This window comes from Pseudarthrobacter chlorophenolicus A6 (assembly GCF_000022025.1).
GTDB lineage: Bacteria > Actinomycetota > Actinomycetes > Actinomycetales > Micrococcaceae > Arthrobacter > Arthrobacter chlorophenolicus.
The window spans coordinates 756,083-780,325 of record NC_011886.1; the positions used below are offsets into that span (position 1 = coordinate 756,083).

The 24,243-nt window shown below is 67.0% G+C and carries 22 protein-coding genes; 7 read left to right on the forward strand and 15 right to left on the reverse strand.

All coding sequences use genetic code 11. The features are described from left to right. Window positions 1-37: 37 nt before the first annotated feature. Window positions 38-1,354, reverse strand: coding sequence for an isocitrate lyase (gene aceA / locus ACHL_RS03555; protein WP_015935933.1), 1,317 nt, complete (start codon window positions 1,352-1,354; stop codon window positions 38-40). A gap of 150 nt (window positions 1,355-1,504) precedes the next feature. Between aceA and ACHL_RS03560 the strand changes: the two genes are divergently transcribed. Beyond that, complete coding sequence (locus ACHL_RS03560; RefSeq protein ID WP_015935934.1) at window positions 1,505-3,019, forward strand: helix-turn-helix transcriptional regulator; 1,515 nt, start codon at window positions 1,505-1,507, stop codon at window positions 3,017-3,019. A gap of 244 nt (window positions 3,020-3,263) precedes the next feature. Here ACHL_RS03560 and ACHL_RS03565 read toward each other — a convergent pair whose 3' ends face one another. From ACHL_RS03565 to ACHL_RS03575, 3 genes are read right to left on the reverse strand one after another with little or no spacing between them, the layout of a single operon-like run. Then, complete coding sequence (locus tag ACHL_RS03565) at window positions 3,264-4,292, reverse strand: TAXI family TRAP transporter solute-binding subunit (protein ID WP_015935935.1); 1,029 nt, start codon at window positions 4,290-4,292, stop codon at window positions 3,264-3,266. Next, window positions 4,279-5,721, reverse strand: coding sequence for a sensor histidine kinase (locus ACHL_RS03570; protein ID WP_015935936.1), 1,443 nt, complete (start codon window positions 5,719-5,721; stop codon window positions 4,279-4,281). The genes ACHL_RS03565 and ACHL_RS03570 overlap by 14 nt, the downstream gene beginning before the upstream one ends. Further along, complete coding sequence (locus ACHL_RS03575) at window positions 5,718-6,386, reverse strand: response regulator transcription factor (protein ID WP_043794421.1); 669 nt, start codon at window positions 6,384-6,386, stop codon at window positions 5,718-5,720. The genes ACHL_RS03570 and ACHL_RS03575 overlap by 4 nt, the downstream gene beginning before the upstream one ends. A 238-nt stretch (window positions 6,387-6,624) precedes the next feature. Here ACHL_RS03575 and ACHL_RS03580 point away from each other — a divergent pair, with 238 nt between their 5' ends. After that, window positions 6,625-8,043 carry an MFS transporter gene (locus ACHL_RS03580; RefSeq protein ID WP_043794422.1) on the forward strand — a complete coding sequence of 473 codons (1,419 nt, stop codon included), beginning with the start codon at window positions 6,625-6,627 and terminating at the stop codon, window positions 8,041-8,043. Between the two features lie 118 nt (window positions 8,044-8,161). Here ACHL_RS03580 and ACHL_RS03585 read toward each other — a convergent pair whose 3' ends face one another. After that, the gene (locus tag ACHL_RS03585; protein WP_015935939.1) at window positions 8,162-8,452 is read right to left on the reverse strand and encodes a hypothetical protein; all 291 of its coding nucleotides are present in this window, start codon (window positions 8,450-8,452) and stop codon (window positions 8,162-8,164) included. A gap of 99 nt (window positions 8,453-8,551) precedes the next feature. Between ACHL_RS03585 and ACHL_RS03590 the strand changes: the two genes are divergently transcribed. The 3 genes from ACHL_RS03590 to ACHL_RS03600 all read left to right on the forward strand — a co-directional run bounded on the left by ACHL_RS03590 (window position 8,552) and on the right by ACHL_RS03600 (window position 13,634). Then, window positions 8,552-9,187: a TetR/AcrR family transcriptional regulator gene (locus ACHL_RS03590; protein ID WP_015935940.1), complete on the forward strand. Its 636-nt coding sequence runs from the start codon at window positions 8,552-8,554 to the stop codon at window positions 9,185-9,187. Between the two features lie 102 nt (window positions 9,188-9,289). Beyond that, complete coding sequence (locus ACHL_RS23335; protein WP_015935941.1) at window positions 9,290-11,746, forward strand: carboxypeptidase regulatory-like domain-containing protein; 2,457 nt, start codon at window positions 9,290-9,292, stop codon at window positions 11,744-11,746. A gap of 139 nt (window positions 11,747-11,885) precedes the next feature. Continuing rightward, window positions 11,886-13,634, forward strand: a complete 1,749-nt coding sequence (locus ACHL_RS03600) for a pyruvate dehydrogenase (protein ID WP_015935942.1) — start codon at window positions 11,886-11,888, stop codon at window positions 13,632-13,634. A 30-nt stretch (window positions 13,635-13,664) separates the two neighbouring features. Here ACHL_RS03600 and ACHL_RS03605 read toward each other — a convergent pair whose 3' ends face one another. The 4 genes from ACHL_RS03605 to ACHL_RS03620 form a co-directional block, all read right to left on the reverse strand. Continuing rightward, on the reverse strand, window positions 13,665-14,522 hold the full coding sequence (locus ACHL_RS03605; protein ID WP_015935943.1) for a hydroxymethylpyrimidine/phosphomethylpyrimidine kinase: 858 nt from the start codon (window positions 14,520-14,522) through the stop codon (window positions 13,665-13,667). A 70-nt stretch (window positions 14,523-14,592) separates the two neighbouring features. Beyond that, window positions 14,593-15,024 (reverse strand): hypothetical protein, encoded by a 432-nt coding sequence (locus ACHL_RS03610; RefSeq protein WP_043793746.1) that lies wholly within the window; start codon window positions 15,022-15,024, stop codon window positions 14,593-14,595. After that, the gene (locus ACHL_RS03615; RefSeq protein WP_015935945.1) at window positions 15,021-15,932 is read right to left on the reverse strand and encodes a TIGR01777 family oxidoreductase; all 912 of its coding nucleotides are present in this window, start codon (window positions 15,930-15,932) and stop codon (window positions 15,021-15,023) included. The genes ACHL_RS03610 and ACHL_RS03615 overlap by 4 nt, the downstream gene beginning before the upstream one ends. Before the next feature lie 23 nt (window positions 15,933-15,955). After that, window positions 15,956-16,630, reverse strand: coding sequence for a TetR/AcrR family transcriptional regulator (locus ACHL_RS03620; protein ID WP_015935946.1), 675 nt, complete (start codon window positions 16,628-16,630; stop codon window positions 15,956-15,958). A gap of 192 nt (window positions 16,631-16,822) precedes the next feature. Between ACHL_RS03620 and ACHL_RS03625 the strand changes: the two genes are divergently transcribed. Further along, entirely contained in the window at window positions 16,823-17,551 is a 729-nt protein-coding gene (locus ACHL_RS03625) for a queuosine precursor transporter (RefSeq protein WP_043793749.1), read from the forward strand. 109 nt (window positions 17,552-17,660) lie between these two features. Here the strand turns inward: ACHL_RS03625 and ACHL_RS03630 are convergent, their stop codons facing one another. The 6 genes from ACHL_RS03630 to ACHL_RS03655 form a co-directional block, all read right to left on the reverse strand. Beyond that, entirely contained in the window at window positions 17,661-18,593 is a 933-nt protein-coding gene (locus tag ACHL_RS03630) for a type IV toxin-antitoxin system AbiEi family antitoxin domain-containing protein (RefSeq protein WP_015935948.1), read from the reverse strand. A gap of 162 nt (window positions 18,594-18,755) precedes the next feature. Beyond that, window positions 18,756-20,060 (reverse strand): tRNA guanosine(34) transglycosylase Tgt, encoded by a 1,305-nt coding sequence (tgt, locus tag ACHL_RS03635; protein WP_015935949.1) that lies wholly within the window; start codon window positions 20,058-20,060, stop codon window positions 18,756-18,758. Window positions 20,061-20,171: 111 nt separating this feature from the next. Then, window positions 20,172-20,897 carry an SRPBCC family protein gene (locus tag ACHL_RS03640; protein WP_015935950.1) on the reverse strand — a complete coding sequence of 242 codons (726 nt, stop codon included), beginning with the start codon at window positions 20,895-20,897 and terminating at the stop codon, window positions 20,172-20,174. A 48-nt stretch (window positions 20,898-20,945) separates the two neighbouring features. Continuing rightward, window positions 20,946-22,019, reverse strand: a complete 1,074-nt coding sequence (locus ACHL_RS03645) for a DUF6707 family protein (RefSeq protein ID WP_015935951.1) — start codon at window positions 22,017-22,019, stop codon at window positions 20,946-20,948. 87 nt (window positions 22,020-22,106) lie between these two features. Continuing rightward, on the reverse strand, window positions 22,107-22,646 hold the full coding sequence (locus ACHL_RS03650; protein ID WP_015935952.1) for an NUDIX hydrolase family protein: 540 nt from the start codon (window positions 22,644-22,646) through the stop codon (window positions 22,107-22,109). Window positions 22,647-22,655: 9 nt separating this feature from the next. Next, entirely contained in the window at window positions 22,656-23,390 is a 735-nt protein-coding gene (locus ACHL_RS03655) for a hypothetical protein (protein ID WP_015935953.1), read from the reverse strand. Between the two features lie 150 nt (window positions 23,391-23,540). On the opposite strand from ACHL_RS03655, the gene ACHL_RS03660 reads away from it, so the two are divergent. After that, a complete protein-coding gene (locus tag ACHL_RS03660; protein WP_015935954.1) occupies window positions 23,541-24,149 on the forward strand; it encodes a YdeI/OmpD-associated family protein in 609 nt (202 codons plus the stop codon). Window positions 24,150-24,243: the final 94 nt, after the last annotated feature.

Sequence of the window (24,243 nt, forward strand, 5' to 3'; positions counted from 1 at the left end):
CAAAAGTGATAGAGCAACGAGCGGGAAAGGCTGGGTGTTAGTGGAACTGTCCCTCTTCGGTCGATCCGACCAATGCGAGGGTGGACGCGTTCGGGTTGAGCGCCGTGGAGAGGGTGTCGAAGTAGCCGGTGCCGACTTCGCGCTGGTGCTTGGTTGCGGTGTAGCCGCGGGACTCGGAGGCGAATTCCTTTTCCTGGAGCTCGACGTAGGCGCTCATGCCTTCACGGGCGTAGCCGTGGGCGAGATCGAACATCGAGTAGTTCAGGGCGTGGAATCCTGCCAGGGTGATGAACTGGAACGTGAAGCCCATGGCGCCGAGTTCGCGCTGGAACTTGGCGATGGTGTCGTCGTCCAGGTGCTTGCGCCAGTTGAACGACGGGGAGCAGTTGTAGGAGAGCATCTGGTCCGGGAACTCGGCCTTGACGGACTCCGCGAACTTGCGGGCCAGCTCCAGGTCAGGGGTGCCCGTTTCCATCCAGATGAGGTCCGAGTACGGGGCGTAGGCCTTGGCGCGGGCGATGCAGGGTTCGATGCCGTTGCGGACTTTGTAGAAGCCCTCGGCGGTGCGCTCGCCGGTGATGAATTCCTGGTCGCGTTCGTCGACGTCGGAGGTGATCAGGGTTGCTGCCTCGGCGTCAGTGCGGGCGATGACGACCGTGGGGGTACCGGCGACGTCGGCCGCGAGCCTGGCCGCGTTAAGGGTGCGGACGTGCTGCTGGGTGGGGATGAGGACCTTGCCGCCGAGGTGGCCGCACTTCTTCTCGGAGGCGAGCTGGTCCTCCCAGTGAACACCGGAGGCGCCGGCCTGGATCATGGATTTCATGAGCTCGTAGGCGTTCAGCGGGCCGCCGAACCCGGCCTCGGCGTCGGCGACGATCGGGACCAGCCAGTCCTCAACGGTCTGGATGCCTTCGGAGAACTCGATCTGGTCCGCACGGAGCAGGGCGTTGTTGATGCGGCGGACCACGGTGGGGACCGAGTTGGCCGGGTAGAGGGACTGGTCCGGGTAGGTGTGTCCGGAGTTGTTGGCGTCGGCCGCCACCTGCCAGCCGGAGAGGTAGATGGCACGCAGCCCGGCCTTGACCTGCTGGACGGCCTGGTTGCCGGTGAGGGCGCCGAGTGCGTTGGTGTAGCCGCCGGTCTTGTGCTCTTCGGTGAGCTGCTTCCACAGCTTCTCCGCACCACGGCGGGCCAGCGTCTGCTCTTCGGTGACTCGACCGCGGAGGCGGACGACGTCGGAGGCTGAGTAGTCCCGGGTCACACCTTCCCAGCGTGGGTTGGCGGCCCACTCGAGCTCCAGGGCGGCGGCCTGCTCTTCAGGCGTCTGCGAGGTGGGCTCAAATGCTGCAGTCATCGTTGATCTCCTTGATTGAGCTCCGGACTGGGTAGGTGGGAACCGCGTCGTTGAGGTTCCCACCGGCTTATCCGGTGCGGTGTAACTTTTCCGTGAGAACTACTTTTCAGCACTTTCAACCCCCTTTCCAGATGAAAAGCATGGAAAGAAATGCACTTCTTCGCGTATCCTTCAGAAATGTCACCTACAAGCTGGAACAGGGAAGTTTTGCAGCCGTCGTCCCCCGGAGCGGGGGCGGAACTGGACGTCATCGCGCTGGGCCGCCGTGTCCGCCATCTGCGTAAACAGGCCGGGCTCACGCTCGATGGCCTGAGTGCCGCCGTCGGGACCGCCCCCAGCCAGCTCAGCCTGATCGAAAACGGCAAGCGCGAGCCCAAACTGACCCTCCTGCAGCACTTGGCGGCGGCGCTGAACGTCAGCATCGACCAGCTCCTGGGTGCCGAACCGCCCAGCCGCCGCGCGGCACTGGAAATCGAGCTGGAACGGTACCAGCGCGGGCCGCTTTACGAGTCGTTGAACCTGCCGAAAATCCGCATCAGTTCGCGGCTTCCGCTGGATGTGCTTGAAGCCCAGGTGGGGCTGCTGCACGAGCTCGAGCGAAAGATGAACGAACAGGTGGCAACCCCGGAAGAGGCCCGGCGCGCCAACGGTGAGCTGCGGGCCATGATGCGGGAGCGCGGCAATTACTTTCCGGAGTACGAGGCGGAGGCTCAGAAGGTCCTCAAGGAGGTGGGCTACACCGCCGGTCCGCTGAGCCAGTACGTCATAGCGGACATTGCCGCGCACCTTGGATTCGCCCTGTACCACGTAGGCGATTTGCCGCATTCCACCCGGTCCGTGACCGATTTGAAGAACCGCAGAATTTACCTGACGCAGAGCCAGCGGCAGGACCACGATCCCCGGTCCGTGCTGCTCCAGGCCCTGGGCCACTACGTCCTGGGGCATGAAACACCCAAGAACTACGGCGACTTCCTGGCCCAGCGGGTGGCCACCAACTATTTCGCCGCCGCCCTGCTTCTGCCCGAGCAGGCAACCGTGGAATTTCTGCAAAAAGCCAAAGCCGCCAAGGAAATCGCGGTCGAGGACATCCGGGATGCGTTCGCCGTTTCCTACGAGACGGCGGCCCACCGGTTCACCAATCTGGCCACCAAACACCTGGGCATCACCACGCATTTCCAGAAGACGCACCAGAGCGGGATCATCTACAAGGCCTATGAGAACGACGGCGTGAACTTCCCCCAGGACCACACCGGCGCCATCGAGGGCCAGCCCTCGTGCAAGGCCTGGACGTCACGTGCCGTGTTCGACGTTCCGGACAAGTTCAGCGCCTACAGTCAGTACACGGACACCCCGTCGGGCACGTACTGGTGCACCGCGCGGACCGAGCGGTCGGCCACCGGTGAGTTCTCGCTCAGCATCGGGGTGCCCTACCAGCACGTGAAATGGTTCCGAGGGCGCGAGACCACGGCCCGGGCTACCTCCAACTGCCCGGACCCGAACTGCTGCAAGCGTCCGCCGGCAGCCCTGACCTCGGAGTGGGCCGGGAACGCCTGGCCCTCCGCCCGGGCACACTCGCACCTGCTCGCGGCCATGCCGCCCGGCGCGTTCCCCGGCGTGGACGAGACCGAGGTGTACAGCTTCCTGCAGGCCCACTCGGGAAGCTAGCCGGCGCGGGGAGCCATGGTAACGCGGGCTGTCTCCGCGCAGCGGGATGTTGCGCGCATGTCCAGGCTGCTGAAGCGCGTATGTGGATAAGGAGCCGAAACCCTGACTGAACGCCCGCTCAGCAGTGGTGGGTTTCCCGCGACGCGCGCTCACTTTCGTGAGGACAGTGAGCGCGCGTCGGCGTGAGAGCCGCCACGAGTGAGCGCGCGTCGGTGGGAGAGCCGCCGTAAGTGAGCGCGCGTTGTCAGCCGTGGAGGGCGCGATAGGCCTCGGCGGCGGCGGGATGCAGGGGAATGCCGGCGGTGTTGATGAGGGTTTCCGGGCTGAGAAACTGCACACCCAGGCTGGACTGCGGAATCAGCTCACCCGCGTGGTTCACCAGCAGCTGGACGGTCCGCTCGACGGTGCCGGCGTCCAGGTCGGCGCGGCACAGCAACAGGTTTGCTGCGCCCACGGTCCAGACGGCGGGCACCCCGGGGTAGCTTTCCGCGGGGATGAACACGCGGTCGTACTGGGCACCGTGCCGGGCGCGCAGTTCCGGCAGCAGGGATGACAGGTCCAGCAGCGCCAGCGCCACGTCCTGCTGCGCGGCGGTGATGGCGGCGGTAGGCACGCCGCCGGACCAGAACAGGGCATCCACGCTGCCGGCCTTCAAGGCCGCGAGGCCGTCGTTCAGGCCCAGGCTTACGACGGCGACGCTTCCCTGCGCCGCCGGGCCGGCTTCCGCAGAGGTGCCCAGGCCCGCTGCCGCGAGCAGCCGCGGCGTGGTGAGCGACGTTCCCGAACCGGGCTTGCCCACTGCCACGGTCCGCCCGGACAACTGTGACAGGGCGGTGATACCGCTGCCTTTCTGCACCACGCAATGAACGTAGTTTTCGTAAACCTTGCCCAGCGCAGCCAGCGGCGCGGCGTCCCCGCCAACCGCATCCAGGGCAGGGCCAGCAACTGCGTCGGCCAGGGACACGGCAAGCGTGGCCCTTCCATCCCGCAACTGCGCCAGGTTGTCCAGGCTGCCGCCGGTGGCCACGGCTACAGCTTTTTGGGCCACGCCGTGGCGTTCCAGGGAGGCAGCCAGCAGCGTGGAGAACTCGAGGTAGAAGCCACCCGCCTCCCCGCCCGCCACGGTGAGAAGCCCGGGCCGGTTCCCGCTGCAGGCGGACAGCACGGACGGGACGAGGGCCGCTGCCGCCAGGCCTGCTCCGGTTTTCAGGAAGGACCGCCTGGGCAAGCCGACACCGCTGAGGCCGGATCCTCTGGCCTCAGCCACGTCCATCACCAACGTCAGAGGGACGCTCCAGGACCGGAACAGGAAATTCGAGCCGGGCTGACAAGCCGTGCGGCGCCGCCGTTCCCAGGACCAGGCGGCCACCGTTGGCCGCCGCCAGTTCACCAACGATCGTCATGCCCAGGCCTGTTCCCCGGACCGAGGAGTGCTGCGGAGCCCGCCAGAACCTTGTAGCCGCCTGGGCGAGTTCAGCGTCGGAAAGCCCCGGGCCGTCGTCGTAAATTTCCACGACCACCGCGGACGGCTCCGTCCTGACGCAGGCGGTGACGGTGGACCCGGGCGCGTACTTGACCGCGTTGCCCAGGAGTTCGCCCACCATCTGGGCAAGCTCGGCCGGCTCGCACGCCACGAGGACGGGGGCCGGCGGCGGGGGAGCGAGGACCAGCCGCACACCGGCGCGGCCCGCGGCGGGGACGGCCCGCTCCACTTCCTCCTGCAGGACGGGGCCGGGGTCAATCGGCGCAGCGACGGGCCTGGCCCCCGGGCTGTTGAAGGCCCTGACGGCATCCTCACTGGCGCGGTGCTCGGCGGCGGCCAGCTTCAGGACGTCATCCAGGATCTCCTCCACCCGCTCCAGTTCGGCCACCGCACTGGCGGCGGCGTCGTGTTCCCGCCCGGTCTTCAGTTCAAGCTGGAGCACGTCCAGCCGCAGCCGCAGCGCACCGATGGGGTTCCGCAGCTGGTGCGACGCATCGGCAATCAGTTGGCGCTGCGACTCGATGCTGGCGCTGACCGTCCGCGCCATGGCGGTGAAGGACCGGCTCAGTTCGCGCAGCTCCGGCGGCCCGTCCTCCGGCAGCCGCCCGGCCCGGCCCGTGCGACCCAGCTCAGTTACCGCGGAGTTCAGCCGCAGGACGGGCCGGAGTACCCAGCCGGTCACTCGGGCGGCGGCGAGCAGCAGGACCGCAGCAAGGGCGACGGCGGCAGCCCCCACTACGAGCCAGCGCTGCTGCAGCTTGGCCCTGGCAGCGTCCAGATTGACGTCCATGGCCACGCCGCCCAGCACCTGGTTGGCGCTGCCGAAGGGGCGGAAGATCACCTCGGAGCCGGAACCGAGCGGCTCCAGCGGTTCCAATGCGGTGCCGTTGACGTTCAGCCGGGCCAGGGACAGCGCATCCTGCACGTCGGAGCGCGATTCACTGAGCCCACCCGAGCTGAGCGTCTGCTGCTGCAGCCGGACCACGATCCCCTCGGCATAGAGGGTGGAGTACGTGTCCATTTCGCGCTGCAACCGTGCGGTATCGCCGTCGCCGGCGGCATCGAAGGCCACCTGCGCCAGCCGGTTCAGGGACGCCACCCGGTTGATCTGGACCTCCTGCGTCAGCTCCCGCGCCGCCGAGGACAGGATGGTCCCGGACACCAGGAACACCACCACCAGGCACAGCACACTGAGGACGCCAAGGACCCGCAACCTCATGCCTGGTCCGCCTCCACCCGGTAGCCCACGCCCCGGACGTTGATGATGAAACCGGGCATCTGGAGTTTGGCCCGCAACCCGGTCAGGTGCACATCCAGGGACCGGGACGAAGCCAGGAAGGCATCACCCCACAGGGCATCGAGGATCTGCTCCCGGGTCACCACCGAGCCGGCATGCCGGGCCAGGAGGGCCAGGAGTTCGAATTCCGTGGCCGTCAGCGGGAGGACATTGCCGTCCCGGGATGCGATGCGGCGGCCCAGGTCAATGTCGAGGTCACCCAGGACGATGGTGTCCGGCACGGTACCGGTACGGCGGCCGGCCCGCCGGGTAACGGCCTCGATCCGTGCCAGCAATTCGACCAGTTTCACCGGTTTGACCAGGTAGTCATCGGCGCCCGAGCGAAGGCCCAGCACCACGCTGCGTTCGTCATCGCGGGCGGTGAGGATGAGGATGGGGCAGTCGGTGATCTGGCGAAGCTTGCGGAGAACGTCCAGGCCATCCATATCCGGCAGCCCGAGGTCCAGGAGGATCACCTCGAAGTCCCGGTGGGCCAGCAGGGCGTCAGCTCCCCGGGCCACCCTCCTCGTCCTGTGGCCCGCCGTCGCAACACCCGCCGCCAGCGCACCTGCCATGGCGTCGTCGTCCTCGACGATGAGCACTTCCATGGCCATATTCCTTGTCCTTGGGGGAGGGGCGCGGGCCGGGACGGGGTCCGGCGCGGGGACTAACCCGCCTTTGGAGATTACCGCCTCACGGGGAACCGGCGCTTGGGAACGGGAAAATGCCTATTCCTAAGGAAGTGTTAGGAAACCCGCTTCCGCGTTGGCTGTGCCGTGGATCACCCATAGTTTGGTGGAGGTCCTCCGCGCTTTCGGGAGACCGTCACACCAAGGAAGGTTCATGATGAGCACCGAACAAGCAGCGCCGCTGACGGGGGCAGCCCAGTCCGAGGCGGCACAGACCCGCCGGGCCGTGGGCAACATCCTCAAGGGCTCCGCCGGCAACCTGGTGGAATGGTACGACGTCTACATCTACACGGCGTTCCTGGCCTACTTCCAGCCGCACTTCTTCAACTCCAAGGACCCGCTGCAGGGTGCCCTCGAAGGCATGGCCGTCTTCGCCGTCACCTTCCTCATGCGGCCCATCGGCAGCTGGTTCTTCGGCCGGTTCGCCGACCGCCGGGGCCGGAAAGCCGCCCTGACGCTGAGCGTGACCATGATGTCCGCCGGTTCGTTCTTCATCGCCATCCTGCCCACCAAGGACGTCATCGGCGTGTGGGCCCTGGTCCTGCTGGTACTGGCGCGCCTGGTACAGGGCTTCTCCGTGGGCGGCGAGTACGGCACCAGTGCCACCTATATGTCCGAGGCCGCCACCGCCAAGCGGCGCGGCTTCTTCTCCAGCTTCCAGTACGTCACCCTGATCGGTGGCCAGATGCTGGCACTGCTGGTGCTGGTGATCCTGCAGAACGCCCTGGGCAAGGAAGCCCTGACCGAGTGGGGCTGGCGTATCCCGTTCGCCATCGGCGGCGTGGCTGCACTGGTGGTCCTGTGGCTGCGGAGGTCCATGGAGGAAACCGTCTCCGCCAGCCAGGTGGAAGCGGCCGCCGGTGCGAAATCTTCCGGCGAGGCTCAGCCTGGCACACTGAAGCTGCTCTTCACCAAGCACTGGAGGGCGCTGCTGATCTGCATCGGCGTCACCCTGGGCGGCACCGTGGCGTTCTACACTTACACCAACTTCATCCTCAGCTTCATGAACAACACCAGCGGTATCCCCAAGGAAACCACCTCGGTGATCAATTTCTGGGCCCTGTTCATCTTCATGCTGCTGCAGCCCGTCTACGGCATCATCTCGGACAAGATCGGCCGCAAGCCCCTGCTGCTCTGGTTCGGCATCACCGGCGTGCTGTTCACCTGGCCCCTGATGTCCGCACTCGCCGGCACCAAGGACCCGATGATCGCGTTCCTGCTGATGATGGGCGGCCTGCTGATCGTGGGCGGCTACACCTCCATTAACGCCCTGGTGAAGGCAGAGCTGTTCCCCGCCTCGATCCGCGCCCTTGGCGTGGGCCTGGGCTACGCGCTCGCCAACTCGATGTTCGGCGGCACCGTCCCGCTGATCGGCGCAGCCCTCCAGAAGGCCGGCCAGGTGGAACTGCTCTTCACCTACGTCACGGTGGCCATCGGGGTATCGCTGCTGGTCTACATCTTTGCGCTCAAGAACAAGAAGTCCACCCACCTGGACCAGGAGCAGGGCCACGCCTGGGACGCCGGTACGGTTTCCAGCGCGGACGACGACGACCGCCTGGCCGCTGCCAAGCGCTGAGTTTCCACAGCACGCACCGGCGCCCGTTCCCCGCTCAGGGGGACGGGCGCCGGCGCCGTTAAGCGGAGGTGCCGTGGGCTGCCCCGGTGAGGGACCGCCGTCGTGCGCTGCAGGGGGTCTAGCTGCGGCCGCTTCGTCGCCCTGCCATGGAACCGTGAACCTTCATCATGCGGGGAACTACGAGGTAGACGGCGGTGGGGACCACCACGACCGTGAGCGCCAGGGCCTTGAATACCGGGTGCCACCCCTCCGTCAGGGGCGCGGAAGCCATCATGCCGAGGGTTACCAGCGGAAAGATGGCCAGCCAGGTGATGACGGCACGCACGTGGACGGAGGGCGGGGCGGGAAGCTGCGCAACGGCGGCCGGCGCTGCGGGGTCCAGGACTGCGGGGCCGGGGACGGTCTCCATGAAAATCTCCAACTAGTTAGTTGCTTTTGCTGTGAACCGAGAATATGTGGGGCGGACCAAAATTGCAACTACTTGGTTGGAATTGCGTAGAATGGGGTCATGGCCTGGAACACCGAACGCACCAAGGAACTGCTGCTGGCAGCTGCCACCGAGGAATTCAGTGCGAACGGGCTGGCCGGCGCGCGGGTGGACCGCATTGCCGCCGCAGCCGGGGTCAACAAGGAGCGCATCTACCAGTACTTCGGCAAGAAGGATGAACTGTTCGACGCCGTCCTTGCCGCCGAAATGATCCGCGTCATGACCGAGGTCCCCATCCAGGGCCAGGGTCCTGAAGCCTTCGGCGACTACGCCGGCCGGCTCTTCGACCGGCACACCACCGACGGCGTGCTGCCGCGGCTGGTGTTCTGGGAAGGGCTGGAGCGGGGCAGGGAAACCGTCAGCAGGGCCACCCGCACGGACCACTGCGCCATCAAGGTGGGGCAGGTGGTTGAGGTGCTTCCCGGTGTGGCCCGCGAAGACGCAGCAGACCTGCTGATCACCGTGGTCACCCTTTGCGACGGGTGGCCGGTCCTTCCCCAGATCGACGCGCTCCTGGCGGGCAGCGGCACGGACCGGGCCGCCCGCCGTCGGGCGTTCATCGTGCGGACCGCTACGCTGATGGCAGGCGCCCTGCTGGAGGACGCGGCGGCAAAGCACTCCGGCGTGCCGGCGGTGGCGGCGGTGGCGGCGGACTAAGGCGGGCAGAACTCCCCATGGCCCCGGCCTTGACCGGCGCCTAGGATGACTGTGAACCGCTCGGTTCACACTGTCACTTTCTGGGGGAAAAGGACTCAACCCATGCCGTTACCGCGCCCTGCCCTGTCACAGCTTTATCAAAACCCAAGGCGGGGGGCGTGGGTCCGGGCCCGGGCCGTCCTTGCCGCAGCCGTACTCCTTGCCGCCGGACTCTTCGCCGGAGCCGTCCCTGCGCACGCCGCCACCTACACCTTCAAGGGCGTGGTCAAAGGCAAGCTGACCGCCACCGCGACTCCCGCGGCCCTGGGGAACGCCTGGGTGGGCGCCTACACCAACGATTCAAGCGCCTCCTACGTGGCCGGCGCGTGGTCTGCCGCGGACGGCTCCTACAGCTTCACCGTGCCCGCCGCGGGCAGCTACAAAATCTGGATCACCTGCGGAAACAACCCCTGCGCTGACACGTACGCGGACGAATGGAACGGCAATTCCTCCGGTGCCTATAACTCCACCCCGGTGGCCGTCTCCGACGCCGCACCCACCACCACGCTCAACCCGCAGCTTGAGGCCTACGGCACCATGAGCGGGCGCATAACGAACTCTGCCGGGCAGCCCGTCACGGCCGCCGAGATATATGCCTCGCCGGCCAACGGCGGCCAGGGCAGCACTGCACGGCCGGACGCCAACGGGTACTACACGCTGGCCAAGGTCCCGCCGAACCAGGCCTACATCAGCGTGCGGGACGATTCAGGCCAGCGCCTCTACCTGGAGCAGTACTGGAACGGGACGCAGGGCGTTGACACCTACACCGCCGCCACTGTCCCTCCGGGTGCCAAGTGGACCAACGCGAACTTCGTCCTGAAGAACGAGACAGTCCTGGAAGCCACCGTCACGGACCCCGCGGGCGCGCCCATCGCAGAGGTGGGCTACGTCCCCTACGTCTTCAACGACGCCACCGGCGCCTGGGACGGCCCCCAGATGGGCCCGCTGACCTCCGACGCCAACGGCAAGATCTACTGGCGCATGACGGTGGGCAAGAAGTACAAGATCTGCGTCTTCGACACCTACTACGGTGAACCCCGGCAGTACCGTTACAAGTCCGAGTGCTACAACAACGCGCCCACCATCGACACCGCCGCGGTGCTGACGGCGACCACCGCCGGGCAACGTGTGCAGGTGCCCATGCACTTGGAAGTGGCCGGACTCTCACTGTCTCCCGGCCGGATTTTCGCCTACGGTTCGGTCCAGGCAGGCCAGACATTGACAGTTGACCCGGGCGTCTGGGGTCCGGCGCCCGTAACCCTCGCCTACCAGTGGCAGCGCATCAACGGTACGGAGACAACTGACATCGCCGGTGCCACAGCCGCCACCTATACCGTCACGGCCGCGGACACCGGCTATGACATCTTCGCCAAAGTCACCGGAAGCAAAGCCGGCTACGCCTCCTATACGGACACCGTGCACGCCGGGCAGGCAGGTGCGGACGCCACCACGGCATCCAAGCCGTTCACCATCATCGGGACCCCCAGCGCCGGCAATACCCTCACCGTGGACCACGGAACGCTGACGCCCGCCCCCGAGTTTGGGCCGTACTACGACTGGTTCGTCAACGGCGCCCCGGACTACCGCTCCAACACCAAGACCTTCGCCCTGACCACGGCGGACACCGGCAAAAAGGTCACCGCCCGCCTCAGCGTGCACGCCTGGCCGCTCCAGCCGTACTACGGCCAGGCCTCGGTAACGGTTGCAGCCGGCGCTCTGACGGCGCCGGTTCCCACCATCACCGGCACCGCCAAGGTGGGCGCCACGCTGACCGCGACCCCGGGCACGTGGGGGCCGGCTCCGGTGACGCTGGCCTACCAGTGGTTCCGCAGCGGGGTTGCCATCACGGGTGCCACGGCGCCGACGTACCCTGTCGCGGCCGCTGACCTCGGCAAAACCATGACGGTCCGCGTCACCGGCACCAAAGCCGGATATACGACGACGGCGAAAACCTCCGCGGCCACGGCCGCCGTGGTTGCCGGGTCGCTGACGGCGCCGGTTCCCACCATCACCGGCACCGCCAAGGTGGGCGCCATGCTGACCGCGAACCCGGGCACGTGGGGGCCCGCTCCCGTGGCCCTGGCGTACCAGTGGTTCCGCAGCGGGGTTGCCATCACGGGTGCCACGGCGGCGACGTACCCTGTCGCGGCCGCCGACCTGGGCAAAACCATGACGGTCCGCGTCACCGGCACCAAAGCCGGATATACGACGACGGCGAAAACCTCCGCGGCCACCGCTGCCGTGGTTGCCGGTACCCTCACCGGACCCACCCCCACGATCACCGGCACCAAGACCGTCGGCAGCACCCTGACGGCAAGCCCCGGCACCTGGGGGCCTGCTCCTGTGACGCTGGCCTACCAGTGGTACCGCGGCAGCACCGCCATCACCGGCGCCACAGCCCAGACCTACAAACTGGTGGCCTCTGACAAGGGAACCGCCATTAAGGTCCGGGTCACCGGCACCAAGGCGGCGTACACCGCGCTGGCACGCTACTCGGCTGCAACTGCGCTGATCGGCTGATCCCCTCCGGAACAACAGGCTCGCCGCCCACCCGCACCAACTGCGCGGGTGGGCGGCGCCACTTAACAGGGACCGCCGGGCCGTGCGGACTATATTGGGGCGTGTCAGCACACCACCACCACTGCGGGAGTCTGCACCCATGGCCAAGGAACTTGCCACCCAACTCATCGAACAACTCCAGGCTGCCGGCGTGCAGCGGATCTATGGGATCGTGGGGGACAGCCTCAACCCCATCGTGGACGCCGTCCGGCAAACCGGCGGTTCGGCCAAGGGCGGCATCGACTGGGTCCATGTCCGGCACGAGGAAGCCGCCGCGTTCGCAGCCGCAGCGGAGGCGCAGCTCACGGGCCGCCTCGCCGTTTGCGCCGGTTCCTGCGGCCCCGGCAACCTGCACCTGATCAACGGGCTGTACGATGCCAACCGCAGCGGCGCCCCGGTGCTGGCCATCGCCTCCCACATCCCCAGCAAGCAGATCGGCAGCAGCTTCTTCCAGGAAACCCACCCGGACCGGCTGTTCAACGAATGCTCGGTCTACTCGGAACTGGTCAGCACTGCCGAGCAGGCGCCGCGCGTGATGCACAGCGCCATCCAGCATGCGCTGGGACTGGGCGGAGTCGCCGTCGTGACCCTTCCCGGCGACATCGCCGGGCTGGAGGCCGCGGGCCCCACTCCGCTGCCTGCCACCTTCCGCCCCGCCAGCCTCGTCCCGGACCCGGCCAGCGTCCAGGCCCTGGCGGACGCCATCAACGACGCCGGCAAAGTGGCCATTTTCGCGGGCGCCGGCGTCGAAGGCGCCCACAGCGAACTGATGGCACTTGCCGAACTCGCCAAGGCGCCCGTTGGTCACTCCCTCCGCGGCAAGGACTTTGTCCAGTACGACAACCCCTTCGACATCGGCATGACCGGGCTGCTGGGCTACGGCGCCGCCGCCGAGGGAATCGAGGACGCCGATCTCCTGGTCCTCCTGGGCACCGACTTTCCGTACGACCAGTTCCTGCCGGATACTCGCACCGCACAGGTGGACCGGGTGGCCCACCGACTGGGGCGGCGGACCGACGTCGACATTGCCGTGCACGGCGACGTGCTGCCAACCCTGCGCGCGCTGCTGCCCCTGGTGAAGGCAAAAAAGAGCCGCCGGTTCCTGGACCAGATGCTCAAGAAGCACGACCGGCTGATGAACAAGGCGGTGGGTGCGTACACCCGCAAGGTGGAGAAGAAGCAGCCCATCCACCCGGAATACGCGGCCTCGCTGCTGGACCAGATTGCAGCGGAGGATGCGATCTTCACCGCGGACACGGGCATGTGCAACGTCTGGACGGCCCGCTACATCAACCCGCTGGGCACGCGGCGGCTGATCGGGTCTTTCCTGCACGGCTCCATGGCCAACGCCCTGCCGCACGCCATTGGCGCACAGCTGGCGTACCCCGGCCGGCAGGTCATCTCGGTGTCCGGTGACGGCGGCCTGTCCATGCTGTTGGGTGAGCTGATCACCGCCGCCGCCTACAAGCTTCCCGTCAACGTGGTGGTGTTCAATAACTCCACCCTGGGCATGGTCAAGCTCGAGATGCTGGTGGACGGGCTCCCTGATTTCGGGGTGGATGTGCCGGACGCCAACTACGCCGCCGTGGCGCAGGCGCTGGGCTTCCACTCAGCCCGCGTGACGGACCCCGCCCAGATCGAGGCGGCCTACCGGGAAGCGTTCGCGCACCCCGGCCCTTCACTGGTGGAACTCATCACCGATCCCAAGGCGCTGTCCATCCCGCCCAAGATCTCCGGCTCCCAGGTCATCGGGTTCGCCACCGCCATGTCCAAGGTGGTGCTGAACCGGGGAGCTGGCGAGGCCGTCAGCATGGCCCGCAGCAACCTGCGGAACATTCCCCGGCGGTAGCACGACGACGACGGCAGGGCGGCTTCCGCGCTAGCGGGCGCCGCCCTGCCACAGGGCATCGAACGGTGCACCGGAGGCCACGCGGTTGCGGATGCCTTCGGTCACGAACGCTTTGGCCGTACGTGCAGCCTGCAGCGGGCTGGCGCCCTTGGCGAGTTCGGCGGTGACGGCCGCCGCGAGCGAGCAGCCGGCGCCGGAGACGGCCACCTCGCCCACCTTTGGGGCGCTGAGGACCTCGAGGGTTTCGCCGTCAAAGAAAACGTCGACGGCGTCCGGGCCTTCCAGCCGCACCCCGCCCTTGGCCAGGACTGCCGCACCGCTCAGTTCATGGATGCGGACAGCGGCGGCCTTGAGGGACTCGACGTCGCTGATCTCCAGGCCGCTCAGGGATTCTGCCTCAAAGTGGTTGGGGGTCACGAACGTGGCTAGCGGCAGGATCTCGGCCTTCAGGGCCTGGTCCGTGTCCAGGGCGTGGCCGGGCTCCTGGCCCTTGCAGATCAGCACCGGGTCCAGCACCACGTTGCCGAAGCCGTTGGCCTTCAGGGAGCCGGCCACTGTGCTGATGGTGGCGGGGCTGCCCAGCATGCCGATCTTCACGGTGTCCAGCACGGAAGGAGCGCCCGACGCCGGTCCGTACGCCGCCGCCGTCGCCTCCAGTTGGTCGGCAATCACCTGCTGGTCCACCGGGACGAAGCGGTGGTTCCAGTTGTCCTTCGGGTCGAAGGACACGATGCAGGTCAGGTTGGCGATGCCGAAGACGCCGAGCTCCTGGAAGGTCTTCAGGTCGGCCTGGGCGCCGGCACCGCCGGTGGCTTCGGACCCTGCGATGGTGAGGACGACGGCCGGAGTGGTGGCGGACGGCGATGCGCCGGTGGAAACGGAAGTCATCCCACCATCCTGCCACCCGGCGTCGTGCGTTGCCTTGTGTTGCTGAACAGGGGACCCGGCACTTCCGTGTTCAGGCAGACAAGTGCGCCTGGCGCCCCTCGGGATCCACCCGGACCAAGCGCCAGACAGCCAGCCGGCCGATGGCCAGGGAGCCGCCCATCATGAGTGCGGCGGACAGCAGGTACGCAGGGTCGGAACTGGACCACGGCCGGGAAGTGAAGGCGCCGAGACTCAGCCCGAGGAGTGCACCAAGGCCACCGAACGCGGCAACGTGCAGCCACTGGTTCCGTACCGGCTGCAGCAGGACCCCCAACGGCGCTCCAAGGCAGAATGCGAGGACCGTGGCGGGCACGGCTCCCCAGATGAGGGTTGCCAGGAACATGGGCAGGAACCAGTTGCCGCCGTTCGTGACGGCCAGCGCGATGGCCAGGCACAGGAGGCTGGCCATCGCGCCTGCCGCCAGGGATGATGTTCCCAGCACCACGCGGCGCGGCCTGCTCACACCCGTCCCTTGGCAACCTGCTGAAGGGCCCCGCCCAGTTCCGGCTGGCGGTAAATGAAACCCTCGGACAGGAGCTTCTGCGGCAGCACCCAGCGGCTTTTGAGCACCAGCTCCGTTTCGGTGCGGATCAGCACAGCGCCCGCGCGGAGGAGCCAGGCGGGGGTGGGCAGGCCAAAGCGCTTCCCGTAGGCACGGCGGACCAGCCGCATCAGCTCGTGGTTGCTCACCACGTCCGGGGATGCCACGTTGACCGGTCCGGTGATGTCCGTCCGGGCGTGCAGGAAGCGCATGCACCGGTAGAGGTCCTCCACGTGGATCCAGCTGAACTTCTGGTTTCCGTCGCCCATGTGCCCGCCCAGGCCCAGCCGCGCGAGGTTGGCGAACGGCCGCAGCGCCCCGCCGCCGGGGCCGAGGACAATGGAGATCCGCAGCGGGATCTTCCGGGTTTCCGGCGTGGCCGCAGCATCAAGTGCAGTCTCCCAGGCGCGGGCCACGTCCACGGAGAACCCGGTGCCCGGCTCGCCGTCGTGCTCTGATTGCGGCCGGTCCCGGGCGTCCCGGTAGATGGTCCCGGTGCTGGCGTTCAGCCAGGTCGACGGCGGTTCCTGGCACCGGGCGATGGCGCGGCCCAGCGCCTCGGTGGTCCGGACCCGTGACTCAAGGATGGCGGCCTTGTTCCGCGCGCTGTACCGGCAGGACACCGAGCGTCCGGCGAGGTTGACCAGGAGGTCGGCACCGTTGAGCACCCTGGTGAGGGCGTCGTCGTCGTTCCAGCTTGCCGAGGAACTCCCCGTTCCCTTGCGCCCGATGGTCCGCACGGCCCAGCCGTCCTGCTCGAAACGCGACCGGACGTACCGGCCGATGAACCCCGAAGCACCGGCGAGTACCACCGTCTTGGTTCCGCGCATTGTTCCCCCTTGTTGGTTTTTCACTATGTGTTGCCGCCTGCCTGACTGCGGACGCTGCGGCTGAGGTTGAGGACGTCGTCCAGGACTTTGCCCACGCCGGGAACGCGGGCCAGTCCCAGCCCGCGGGCGATCAGCGGCGCTGCTCCATCGACCAGCCGCCTGGTGCGTTGCTGCCCGTCCGACGTGTCGTAGACCCAAAACAAGGTGACGCCCATGTAGCAGAGCCACAGCAGTTCGGGCAGGTCGCTCCGAAGTTTCTTGGGGACAGCCGGCCGGGCGCCGTCCACTGCCTGCCGGAAGATTTCGAGTGAGGCTTCCCGGGCGGGGGTGGATGCGGTGGAGAAGGGGTTGACGGGGGAGGTGGGACGGATGGCAGTTGCCACGAAGTCCGCGCCGAACCGGTGGTAGGGGGCCATGACGTCAAGGCCTGTGTGGAGGACGGCCTTGAGCCGCTCGGCAAGCCCGCCCGTGGTGTCCAGCGCCCCGGCCGCGCGCTCGGCGTGCTCAGCCTGGACCTGGACGTAGAGCTCATGGACCAGGTCGTCCTTGGACTCGAAGTAGTAGTAGGCATTGCCGGCAGAGACGCCTGCCTCGGCCGCGATGGCCCGCATGGTGGTCTTCTCGAAGCCGATTTCACGGAACATCCGCAGAGCCACTTCTGCCAGTTTCTGCCGGGTCTGCTCACTCTTCGCAGCCATCGATCCCCCAAATTTGAACGTGTTCAAGAACAAGTATTGCACACGTTTTGAACGTGTTCAGTTTCCGCTGTGTTTGGTGGCGGGCACTGCGGGCGGTGGCAGTGGGAGAATGGACCGACCCCCCAGTGCTAATACAGCCGGCGGCCCGGTTCCGCGGCCGCCGAGCGAACCACTATGAAACGGATTTCCGCCATGCCCGCTGCTCCAGGACATAACGCCGCGCCCCAAACCACGTCACCGGGATCCCCGGCGAAATTCGCTTCTATAGGATCGCCGTATTTCGGCATCATGCTGGCCTTCATGGCGGTGGTGCTCATCCTGTCCAACATCGGCGCCTCCAAGGGTGTGGCGATCGGCCCCATCGTGACGGACGGCGGCTTCTTCCTGTTCCCGCTCGCCTACATCCTGGGCGACGTCATCAGCGAGGTGTACGGCTTCAAGGTGGCGCGCAAGGCCATCGTCACCACCTTCGCCCTGTCCGTCTTCGCATCCGTTTGCTACTGGGTGATCATCGCCCTGCCCGGGTTCGGCGACGAGTACGGCATCGCCAAGCAGTCCGCTTTGGAAGGGGCGCTGGGCCCTGTGCCACAGATCGTGCTGGCCTCGCTCCTGGCGTTCCTCGCCGGCCAGACCATCAACTCGTGGATCCTGGTGAAGATGAAGGCGCGTACGGGCGAGAAATCGCTGTGGGCCCGGCTCATGGGGTCTTCGGGTGCCGGAGAGTTCGTGGACACCCTCATCTTCTGTAGCATCGCAGCGTCCGTCATCGGCATCACCGATGCCGGCATGTTCCTGAACTACGTACTGGTGGGGTTCGTCTACAAGACCCTGGTGGAGTTCTTCTTCGTGCCTGTGACGTCATTGGTGATCGGGTGGGTCAAGAAGCGCGAACCGAGTTACGGGGCGGTTGCCGCCTCCTAGGGGGCAGCTTGATTCTGCGGCCTCTTGGCCCGCCGATTCGACGGTTCCCTGCATGGTCGATGTTTCGAAGCCACGCGGAGGCAGGGAATCGTCGAAACGGGCGTAGTTGTCAGGGTTCGCAGTTTCTGGCAAACGCGCGAAGTACGCGATGCTTGAACTCCGCCTCACGAAAGAGATGCTTCCACTCGATACGCAGTACGATCCAGCCATCCTCGGTGAGTGCCTTTTCCCGCTGTCTTTCGTTGTAGATCACCTCGTCAGTCGGATGGAAGTCGAAGTACTTGGACTTGCCGTCGAATTCGAGTGCCACCTTGCGGGTAGGCCATGCGAAGTCCAAGCGATAGGTTCCGCTGGCCGTGTACACCGAAAACTGAAGGTCAGGCGTAGGAAGTTTCAGCCTGTGGATGAGTTCGCGGGTGAGACTTTCGCCGGCTGACTCGGAGCGCGGATCCACCAGGTTAAGAGCCGTTCTGAGTGCCAGTACTCCGTTGCGGCCTGCCAGTGCAGCGCATCGCTCCCGAAGGAGCGGGATGTCAGCACCGAGCCTGGCGGCGTGATCCACCAGAATTACCGCCTGCCTGACGTTGAACATCATGCAGCAGTCCAGCACTGTCCGTTCCAGCGAGCTGCAAGGCAGGCCGTCAACAAGCGAAAGTTCGCGTCGCTTGATTGCCCCTGTGTGGGCAGCAACGCCACATCGGTGGGAGATCCCGGAAGGGCGGCCCGGCTGCGTCAGGTGAACTGTTTCATCGACGTTCCAGAGATGGAGCCGGCGAAGGGCAGCCGCCGAGGTGTGGCTGTAGACAAAATTTCCTGCCGACGTCGTCAGAGTTCCGTGTGCGTGGCCGTAAACGCGTTGGCGCCTGCGATCTGGCTCCGTCAAACCGTTCCACCACTCACCGCGGGCGTAGCAGCCGCGGCGAATTCTGACCAACTCCCCGCTGCGCACCAGCGTGGAGATCGCCCGGGCGTTCAAGCCCTGTTCCAGCAATTCGGCGGTCCGCCAGAAATTTGCCTGGTCAACAACAGGAATCCCATTCATGGTTCAAGGGTTGCCGGAATGCCGCTCGCCGCCCAGCGATGGATACGGCTATGTGGACAACGCCGATTCGACGATTGGCTGCGCGTCCGATGTAGACACACGTCGAGTGCGCAGTGAATCGTCGAAACGGGTAGACACTGGCACGCAACGGCGGGAGGCCGCCTAGGAGTAGTAGTTCGCCAGGGTTTCGGCCTTGAAGTCGAAGAAGGTGCCCGCCTCAATGGCCAGGCGGGCGTCGTCCACCATCTTCACCACGAAGCGCTCGTTGTGGATGGAGATCAGCGTGGCGGACACCATTTCCTTGGCCTTGAACAGGTGGTGAATGTACGCCCGCGAGTAGTTCTGGCAGGTGTAGCAGTCGCAGCCGTCCTGCAGCGGGCCGAAGTCGCGCTTGTACTTGGCGCCGGACAGGTTGTAGCGCCCGGTGGGGTGGTAAAACGCCGAGTTGCGGGCCACGCGGGTGGGGGAGACGCAGTCGAAGGTGTCGGCGCCGTTCTCGATGGCCGTGAAGATGTCATCCGGCTCGGAGATGCCCAGCAGGTGGCGTGGCTTGTCCTCGGGGAGTTCCTCGTTGCACCACCGCACTATGGTGCCCAGGTTCTCTTTCTCCAGCGCCCCGCCGATCCCGAATCCGTCGAACGGCATGGCGCCCAGGTCGCGGCAGGCCTTCCGGCGCAGGTCCTCGTACTGGGCACCTTGGATCACGCCGAACAGGGCCTGGTACGGCTTACCCATCCGCTCCCCAGTGAGCCGGAAATGCTCGGCGATGCACCGCTCGGCCCAGAGCCGGGTGCGCTCCAGCGACTCTTCCTGGTAGCCGCGGGAGTTCTGCAGCGTGGTGAGCTCATCGAACGCGAACATGATGTCCGCCCCGATCTGGTGCTGGACCTGCATCGAAATCTCGGGGGAGAAGCGGTGCCGGTCCCCATTCAGGTGGGACTTGAACCAGACGCCGTCATCATCGATGTGCGCCAGGCGCTCTTTGCCGGGAGCCACGGCATCATCAGGACCGGAGGCATCAACGGACTTCATGTCAATGACCTTCTTGAAACCGGAGCCAAGGCTCATCACCTGGAACCCGCCGGAATCGGTGAAGGTGGGGCCGGCCCAGTTCATGAACGAGCCCAGCCCGCCGGCCTCGTCCAGGATGTCCGCGCCCGGCTGCAGGTATAGGTGGTAGGCGTTGGCCAACAGCGCCTGCGCGCCGAGGTCCGCCATGGACTCCGGCAGGACGGCCTTGACTGTGGCCTTGGTCCCGACGGCGATAAAGGCCGGGGTGCGGATCTCACCGTGCGGGGTGGTGATGGTGCCGGTGCGGCCCAGGAATTCCCCGCCGTTCTCCGAAACCTGCGCGGCCGACGGCGGGCAGGATTCACCCAGGCGGGTGCCCACCGTGAACGAGAAGGCGGACTGCTCCGCGGGAAGCGCGGGATCAGAAGTGGTGGCGGGGGCAGGGTTGGCTGGCACCGTACCAGTGTGCCAGCAAACCTGCCGGCACCAACAAAGCGGGCCCCGCCGGCCAACACCCACTCAGCCGGACAAAGCATCCCGGCAACCAGGCCGTCAGCCAGCGACCCGTCAGCTGACCGGCTCCGCCTCGGGGTACTGGGCTTGCCGCCACGAATCCCAGGAAGTCCGGATGGCGTCCACTTTCGCGGCACCCAGGTCGTACGTGGAGGCAATCACCATGGAGCCGCCGTCGGGCCGTACGTCCTCGATGACCGGCTGGTCGGCCACCACCAGGAGCCCCTCGCCGTGCGCGGCGTAGTCGTGGACGGTGAGCCCCACCTGGTGGTTGCTGCGGTACCAGACCTTCCCGGAGATCTCTTCACCCGTGCCCAGCGTGAGGCGGTAGTCCTCGCCTGGAGCCGGGACGTCGGTGAGCCCGAGCTTCTCAATCGCGGAGCCGGGTCCGCCCGGAAGCTGCAGGAACAGCGTGTGCCGCGTCCCATTGGGGTGCCGCTCCAGCGCGAAACGGAGCTGCTGCAGGAACGTCAGCCAGCCCTGGGTGATGTCCTCGTCCCAGGCGGCCCATTCGGAGTTGTGGTCCAGTGCTCCGCGGGTGACGCTGACCCGTGTTCCGCCGGCCACGGGGTGCAGCTCGAACGTGTCGCCACCGTGCAGGGTCAGGCTGGTGTGGTCGGGTGCTTCCTGCACGTTGTCGGCGAAGTAGATTTCCTTGATTTCAGCATCAAGGTCGTCGGCCTGCCAGCCATGCCACTGGGCCACCCGGGACGGTTCACGCAGCATGTTCCAGACCTGCGGCGCATCGGCGTTGATCACTACGCTGAGATTGTTCGTCATAGCCCCGAATCTACAACTCCGTCCGGAGCCCGGGTAGGGCTAATTTGTTCAGGCGCGGACGGCCTCAAGTTCGTTGCCGATCCGGCGCTCCAGCTCGGACATGCCGATGGTCTCAGACCCGCCGTGCGCCCGCAGGAACAGCAGCGATTCCAGCCGCAGCAGCCGCCACTCACGCTCGGCGTCGTGGTTGGAGTTGTCGATGGAGCGGAAGATTTCCTTGTCGTACAGGTTGGGCTCGTTGAGCGAGCGCTGGCGTACCTTGGCCGCCATCCGGGCCTTGAAAGGATCCGTTTCCTGGCTTTCCGGGGTGCGGATGAGTTTCTCGTACACTGCCGCGCGTTCGTCCAGGCCGTCCTGCCGGCAGATGTAACTGGCCAGCGCAAGGGACGCTTCCACGGACGCCCAGCGCCCGGGGTTTCCGTCGTAGGGCAACACGGTGAGGAGGTCCGCGATGGACAGCGCGCCCTCCGCGTCCTTCAGCGCGACGAACAGCTCATGCGCGAGGTCGGTGAGGTCCTTCAGGCAGCTGCCCGACTTGAAGTTCACGCCCTTGGAAAGGCGGTCCGTCAGCAGCAGCACGCCCACCGCATCCGGGTGCGCTTCAGCTGCGGCTTCCACGACGGATTCGGGGGTTCCGTCCGGGGTGGGGATCAGCGCCAGTTCCTCGTCGCTGGGCCCGTTGGCTGCGGGCGGAGCCGCCGGAAGGGGAGGTACGACGACGGCGGGCACCGATCCGCTGCCAGCCGGCTCACCGCCGGGCTGCTCCAGCCCGGGTTCGGTGCCTGCCTCGGCACCGGCGGAGTGCGTGGCCTCCGGCGGGGTGCCGAGCGCTGAGGCATCCGGCCCTGGTGCTGTCCCGTCCGGTGCGGCTGCCCGCGGAAGGCGGGTGACGGCGTCGTGCGCTGCGTCAACGAGGGTGACCGTGCTGCCGGCGGCGATGCGGAGGGTACCCCCGCCGGTCAGGCTGGCGAGGACCAGGGCGGGCACGCCGAAGTCATCCCGCTGCATCTCCAGCTGGTGGATTTCCGCCGTCCGTTCACCGCCGGGCAGAAGGATGTGGCTGCCGGTGGTCAGTGATCCAGCCTGCTGCTCGCGATATTGCCGGGCCGGTGTTTCGGTCATGGGAGTCCTTAAGTTCTCTTGCGGTCCGCCCTACAGTCTACAAAGGCGGGTGCCTGAAACCGGGGAACCCCACGTCCCGGCGGGATGTCAGAAGCCGACGCCCGCGAAAGCCAGCGCCTGCCGGATGAGGCCGCCGCGGCCGCCGCTGAATTCGAGCTGGACACCCGGGCTGAGGACCTCGTCAGGGGTCATCCAGGTCAGTTCCAGGGCGTCCTGGCGCGGTTCGCATTCGCCGGTCACCGGGATGACGTAGGCCAGGGACACGGCGTGTTGCCGCTCATCGGTGAAACCGGTCTGGGACGGCGCCGGGAAGTATTCGGCCACGGTGAACGGCACCGGGCTGATGGGCAGCTGCGGGAACGCCAGGGGTCCCAGGTCCTTTTCCATGTGCCGCAGCAGCGCGGCGCGGATGGTTTCCCGGTAGATCACGCGGCCGGACACCAGGGACCGGACCATGGTGCCGTCGTCGTCGGCCTGCAGCAGCGTGCCCACTTCGTTGACGTAACCCAGCGGGTCCAGCCTGACCGGGACCGCTTCCACGTAGACCATGGGCAGCCGGCCCCGCGCCTCAAAAAGGTCTTCTTCGGAGAGCCAGCCGGGATTCGGGTCAGGGGTGCGCACGTTCATGGTTAAGTTCTACCCCATGGGGCGCCGCTCGGAGATCCACACCGTGGCGGGCACGCTGGCGGCGAACACGGTGGCGTCCGGGTTGGCCACGTGCAGGGTGCTGCCGAACGCTTCCTCCGTCATGCTCACCTGGAACCCCGCAGCGGCGAGGCGTTCCCGCACAGGTTCCAGGCCGCCGCCGTACTCGAAGCCCAGCCCTGAACGGGACAGGCCGGAGGCCGGGCGGACCATCAGGACTCCGCCGTTCTTGGCGGTAAAGTCGGCGGTTTCGTCACTGTCCGGCACGGGCCGCGGGCGGGCGCCGACGTGGCGCAGCGTGCGGGCGGCGCCGTCGGTGTCTTGGGAGAACCAGACCGCGACGACGGCCAGCGCCGGATCGGCGTCGGCGCACTGGGCGCCGTGCCCGGCAGGGTCCGCGAGGAAGCTGAAACCGTCCGGCCCGGTGATCCGGCAGGCGTCCCCATGGTCCGCGGTGACCAGTTCGGCGGGGGTGTTGCCGTCCTCCGCCGCGGACTCATTGGTGCGCCGGGCGAATTCCGCGAGGTTACCCACTTCCACTGCAAGGGTGGTGGTGCCGTCCAGCGGATCTCCCTCGGGGACGCTGTGCACGGCCAGCCGCCCGGCAGCGGAGTCGAAGACGCGGAAGCCGCCGTCCCCTTCGGTCAGGACGAGTCCCAACGCCGTGAGGAGCCGCTCCCAGTGGTCGATGCGGGAGGTGAAGTGCAGGGGGCGGACGCGGAGCATTTGGGAGTCCTTAAGCTCGGAATCGGGGCTACACGCCCATGATGGCACAGGGCAGCCGCGGGCGCGCCCGCTGGAGCAGCCGTTGGGCTGGTGCATCCGCGGCGGTGGTGCAGGCCTTGTGATGTCGGAGGGCGGGGGCACAATAGGGCCATGGCTGTTGAACTCGACGAACTGCTGGTGCCTGATGCCGCCGCCTGGCGGGCCTGGCTTGAGGAGAACCACCGGAGCAGCCCGGGGGTGTGGCTGGTGCTGCATAAGAAAGGCGGCACGGTGACGGAACTCGACTATGCCGCGGCGCTGGACGAGGCGCTGTGTTTTGGCTGGATCGATGGGCAGGGCAGACGGCGGGACGACGAAACTTCCTTCCAGCGCATGACCCGGCGGGGTCCGCGGAGCCCCTGGTCCGCACGGAATGTTGGGCACATTGCCCGGCTGGAGGAAGCGGGCAGGATGACCGAGGCCGGCAGGGAGGCCGTGGAGTCCGCGAAAGCGGATGGCCGCTGGGACAAGGCCTACGGCGGGCAGGCCACGGCTGAAGTTCCCGAGGACCTGGCTGCTGCCATTGCCGCGGTTCCGGCAGCGCAGGCGATGTTCGATGTCCTGACCAGGACCAACCGTTTTGCCTTGATCTACCGGACCAACTCGGTCAAGCAGGCCGCCACCCGGGAACGGAAGATCGCGGGATTCGTCGAGATGCTGGCCCGCGGCGAGGCACCGTACCCGCAGAAGAAGCGTCCCGGGGACGCTCCGCAGCCCTAAGCCGGCCGCTGGCCCCGGTCCCTGGAGGCGGTAGTGCCAAAACGTTACGCCACTGACGTGCGGCGATGGCTGCGCAGTTGGGTTCCTGGCACCG

What these genes read in the sequence shown, in the direction of transcription:
- aceA (WP_015935933.1), bottom strand. Translation starts at nt 1,354, where the DNA reads ATGACTGCAGCATTTGAGCCCACCTCGCAGACGCCTGAAGAGCAGGCC.
- ACHL_RS03560 (WP_015935934.1), top strand. Translation starts at nt 1,505, where the DNA reads ATGCACTTCTTCGCGTATCCTTCAGAAATGTCACCTACAAGCTGGAAC.
- ACHL_RS03565 (WP_015935935.1), bottom strand. Translation starts at nt 4,292, where the DNA reads ATGGACGTGGCTGAGGCCAGAGGATCCGGCCTCAGCGGTGTCGGCTTG.
- ACHL_RS03570 (WP_015935936.1), bottom strand. Translation starts at nt 5,721, where the DNA reads ATGAGGTTGCGGGTCCTTGGCGTCCTCAGTGTGCTGTGCCTGGTGGTG.
- ACHL_RS03575 (WP_043794421.1), bottom strand. Translation starts at nt 6,386, where the DNA reads ATGGAAGTGCTCATCGTCGAGGACGACGACGCCATGGCAGGTGCGCTG.
- ACHL_RS03580 (WP_043794422.1), top strand. Translation starts at nt 6,625, where the DNA reads ATGAGCACCGAACAAGCAGCGCCGCTGACGGGGGCAGCCCAGTCCGAG.
- ACHL_RS03585 (WP_015935939.1), bottom strand. Translation starts at nt 8,452, where the DNA reads ATGGAGACCGTCCCCGGCCCCGCAGTCCTGGACCCCGCAGCGCCGGCC.
- ACHL_RS03590 (WP_015935940.1), top strand. Translation starts at nt 8,552, where the DNA reads ATGGCCTGGAACACCGAACGCACCAAGGAACTGCTGCTGGCAGCTGCC.
- ACHL_RS23335 (WP_015935941.1), top strand. Translation starts at nt 9,290, where the DNA reads ATGCCGTTACCGCGCCCTGCCCTGTCACAGCTTTATCAAAACCCAAGG.
- ACHL_RS03600 (WP_015935942.1), top strand. Translation starts at nt 11,886, where the DNA reads ATGGCCAAGGAACTTGCCACCCAACTCATCGAACAACTCCAGGCTGCC.
- ACHL_RS03605 (WP_015935943.1), bottom strand. Translation starts at nt 14,522, where the DNA reads ATGACTTCCGTTTCCACCGGCGCATCGCCGTCCGCCACCACTCCGGCC.
- ACHL_RS03615 (WP_015935945.1), bottom strand. Translation starts at nt 15,932, where the DNA reads ATGCGCGGAACCAAGACGGTGGTACTCGCCGGTGCTTCGGGGTTCATC.
- ACHL_RS03620 (WP_015935946.1), bottom strand. Translation starts at nt 16,630, where the DNA reads ATGGCTGCGAAGAGTGAGCAGACCCGGCAGAAACTGGCAGAAGTGGCT.
- ACHL_RS03625 (WP_043793749.1), top strand. Translation starts at nt 16,823, where the DNA reads ATGCCCGCTGCTCCAGGACATAACGCCGCGCCCCAAACCACGTCACCG.
- ACHL_RS03630 (WP_015935948.1), bottom strand. Translation starts at nt 18,593, where the DNA reads ATGAATGGGATTCCTGTTGTTGACCAGGCAAATTTCTGGCGGACCGCC.
- ACHL_RS03640 (WP_015935950.1), bottom strand. Translation starts at nt 20,897, where the DNA reads ATGACGAACAATCTCAGCGTAGTGATCAACGCCGATGCGCCGCAGGTC.
- ACHL_RS03645 (WP_015935951.1), bottom strand. Translation starts at nt 22,019, where the DNA reads ATGACCGAAACACCGGCCCGGCAATATCGCGAGCAGCAGGCTGGATCA.
- ACHL_RS03650 (WP_015935952.1), bottom strand. Translation starts at nt 22,646, where the DNA reads ATGAACGTGCGCACCCCTGACCCGAATCCCGGCTGGCTCTCCGAAGAA.
- ACHL_RS03655 (WP_015935953.1), bottom strand. Translation starts at nt 23,390, where the DNA reads ATGCTCCGCGTCCGCCCCCTGCACTTCACCTCCCGCATCGACCACTGG.
- ACHL_RS03660 (WP_015935954.1), top strand. Translation starts at nt 23,541, where the DNA reads ATGGCTGTTGAACTCGACGAACTGCTGGTGCCTGATGCCGCCGCCTGG.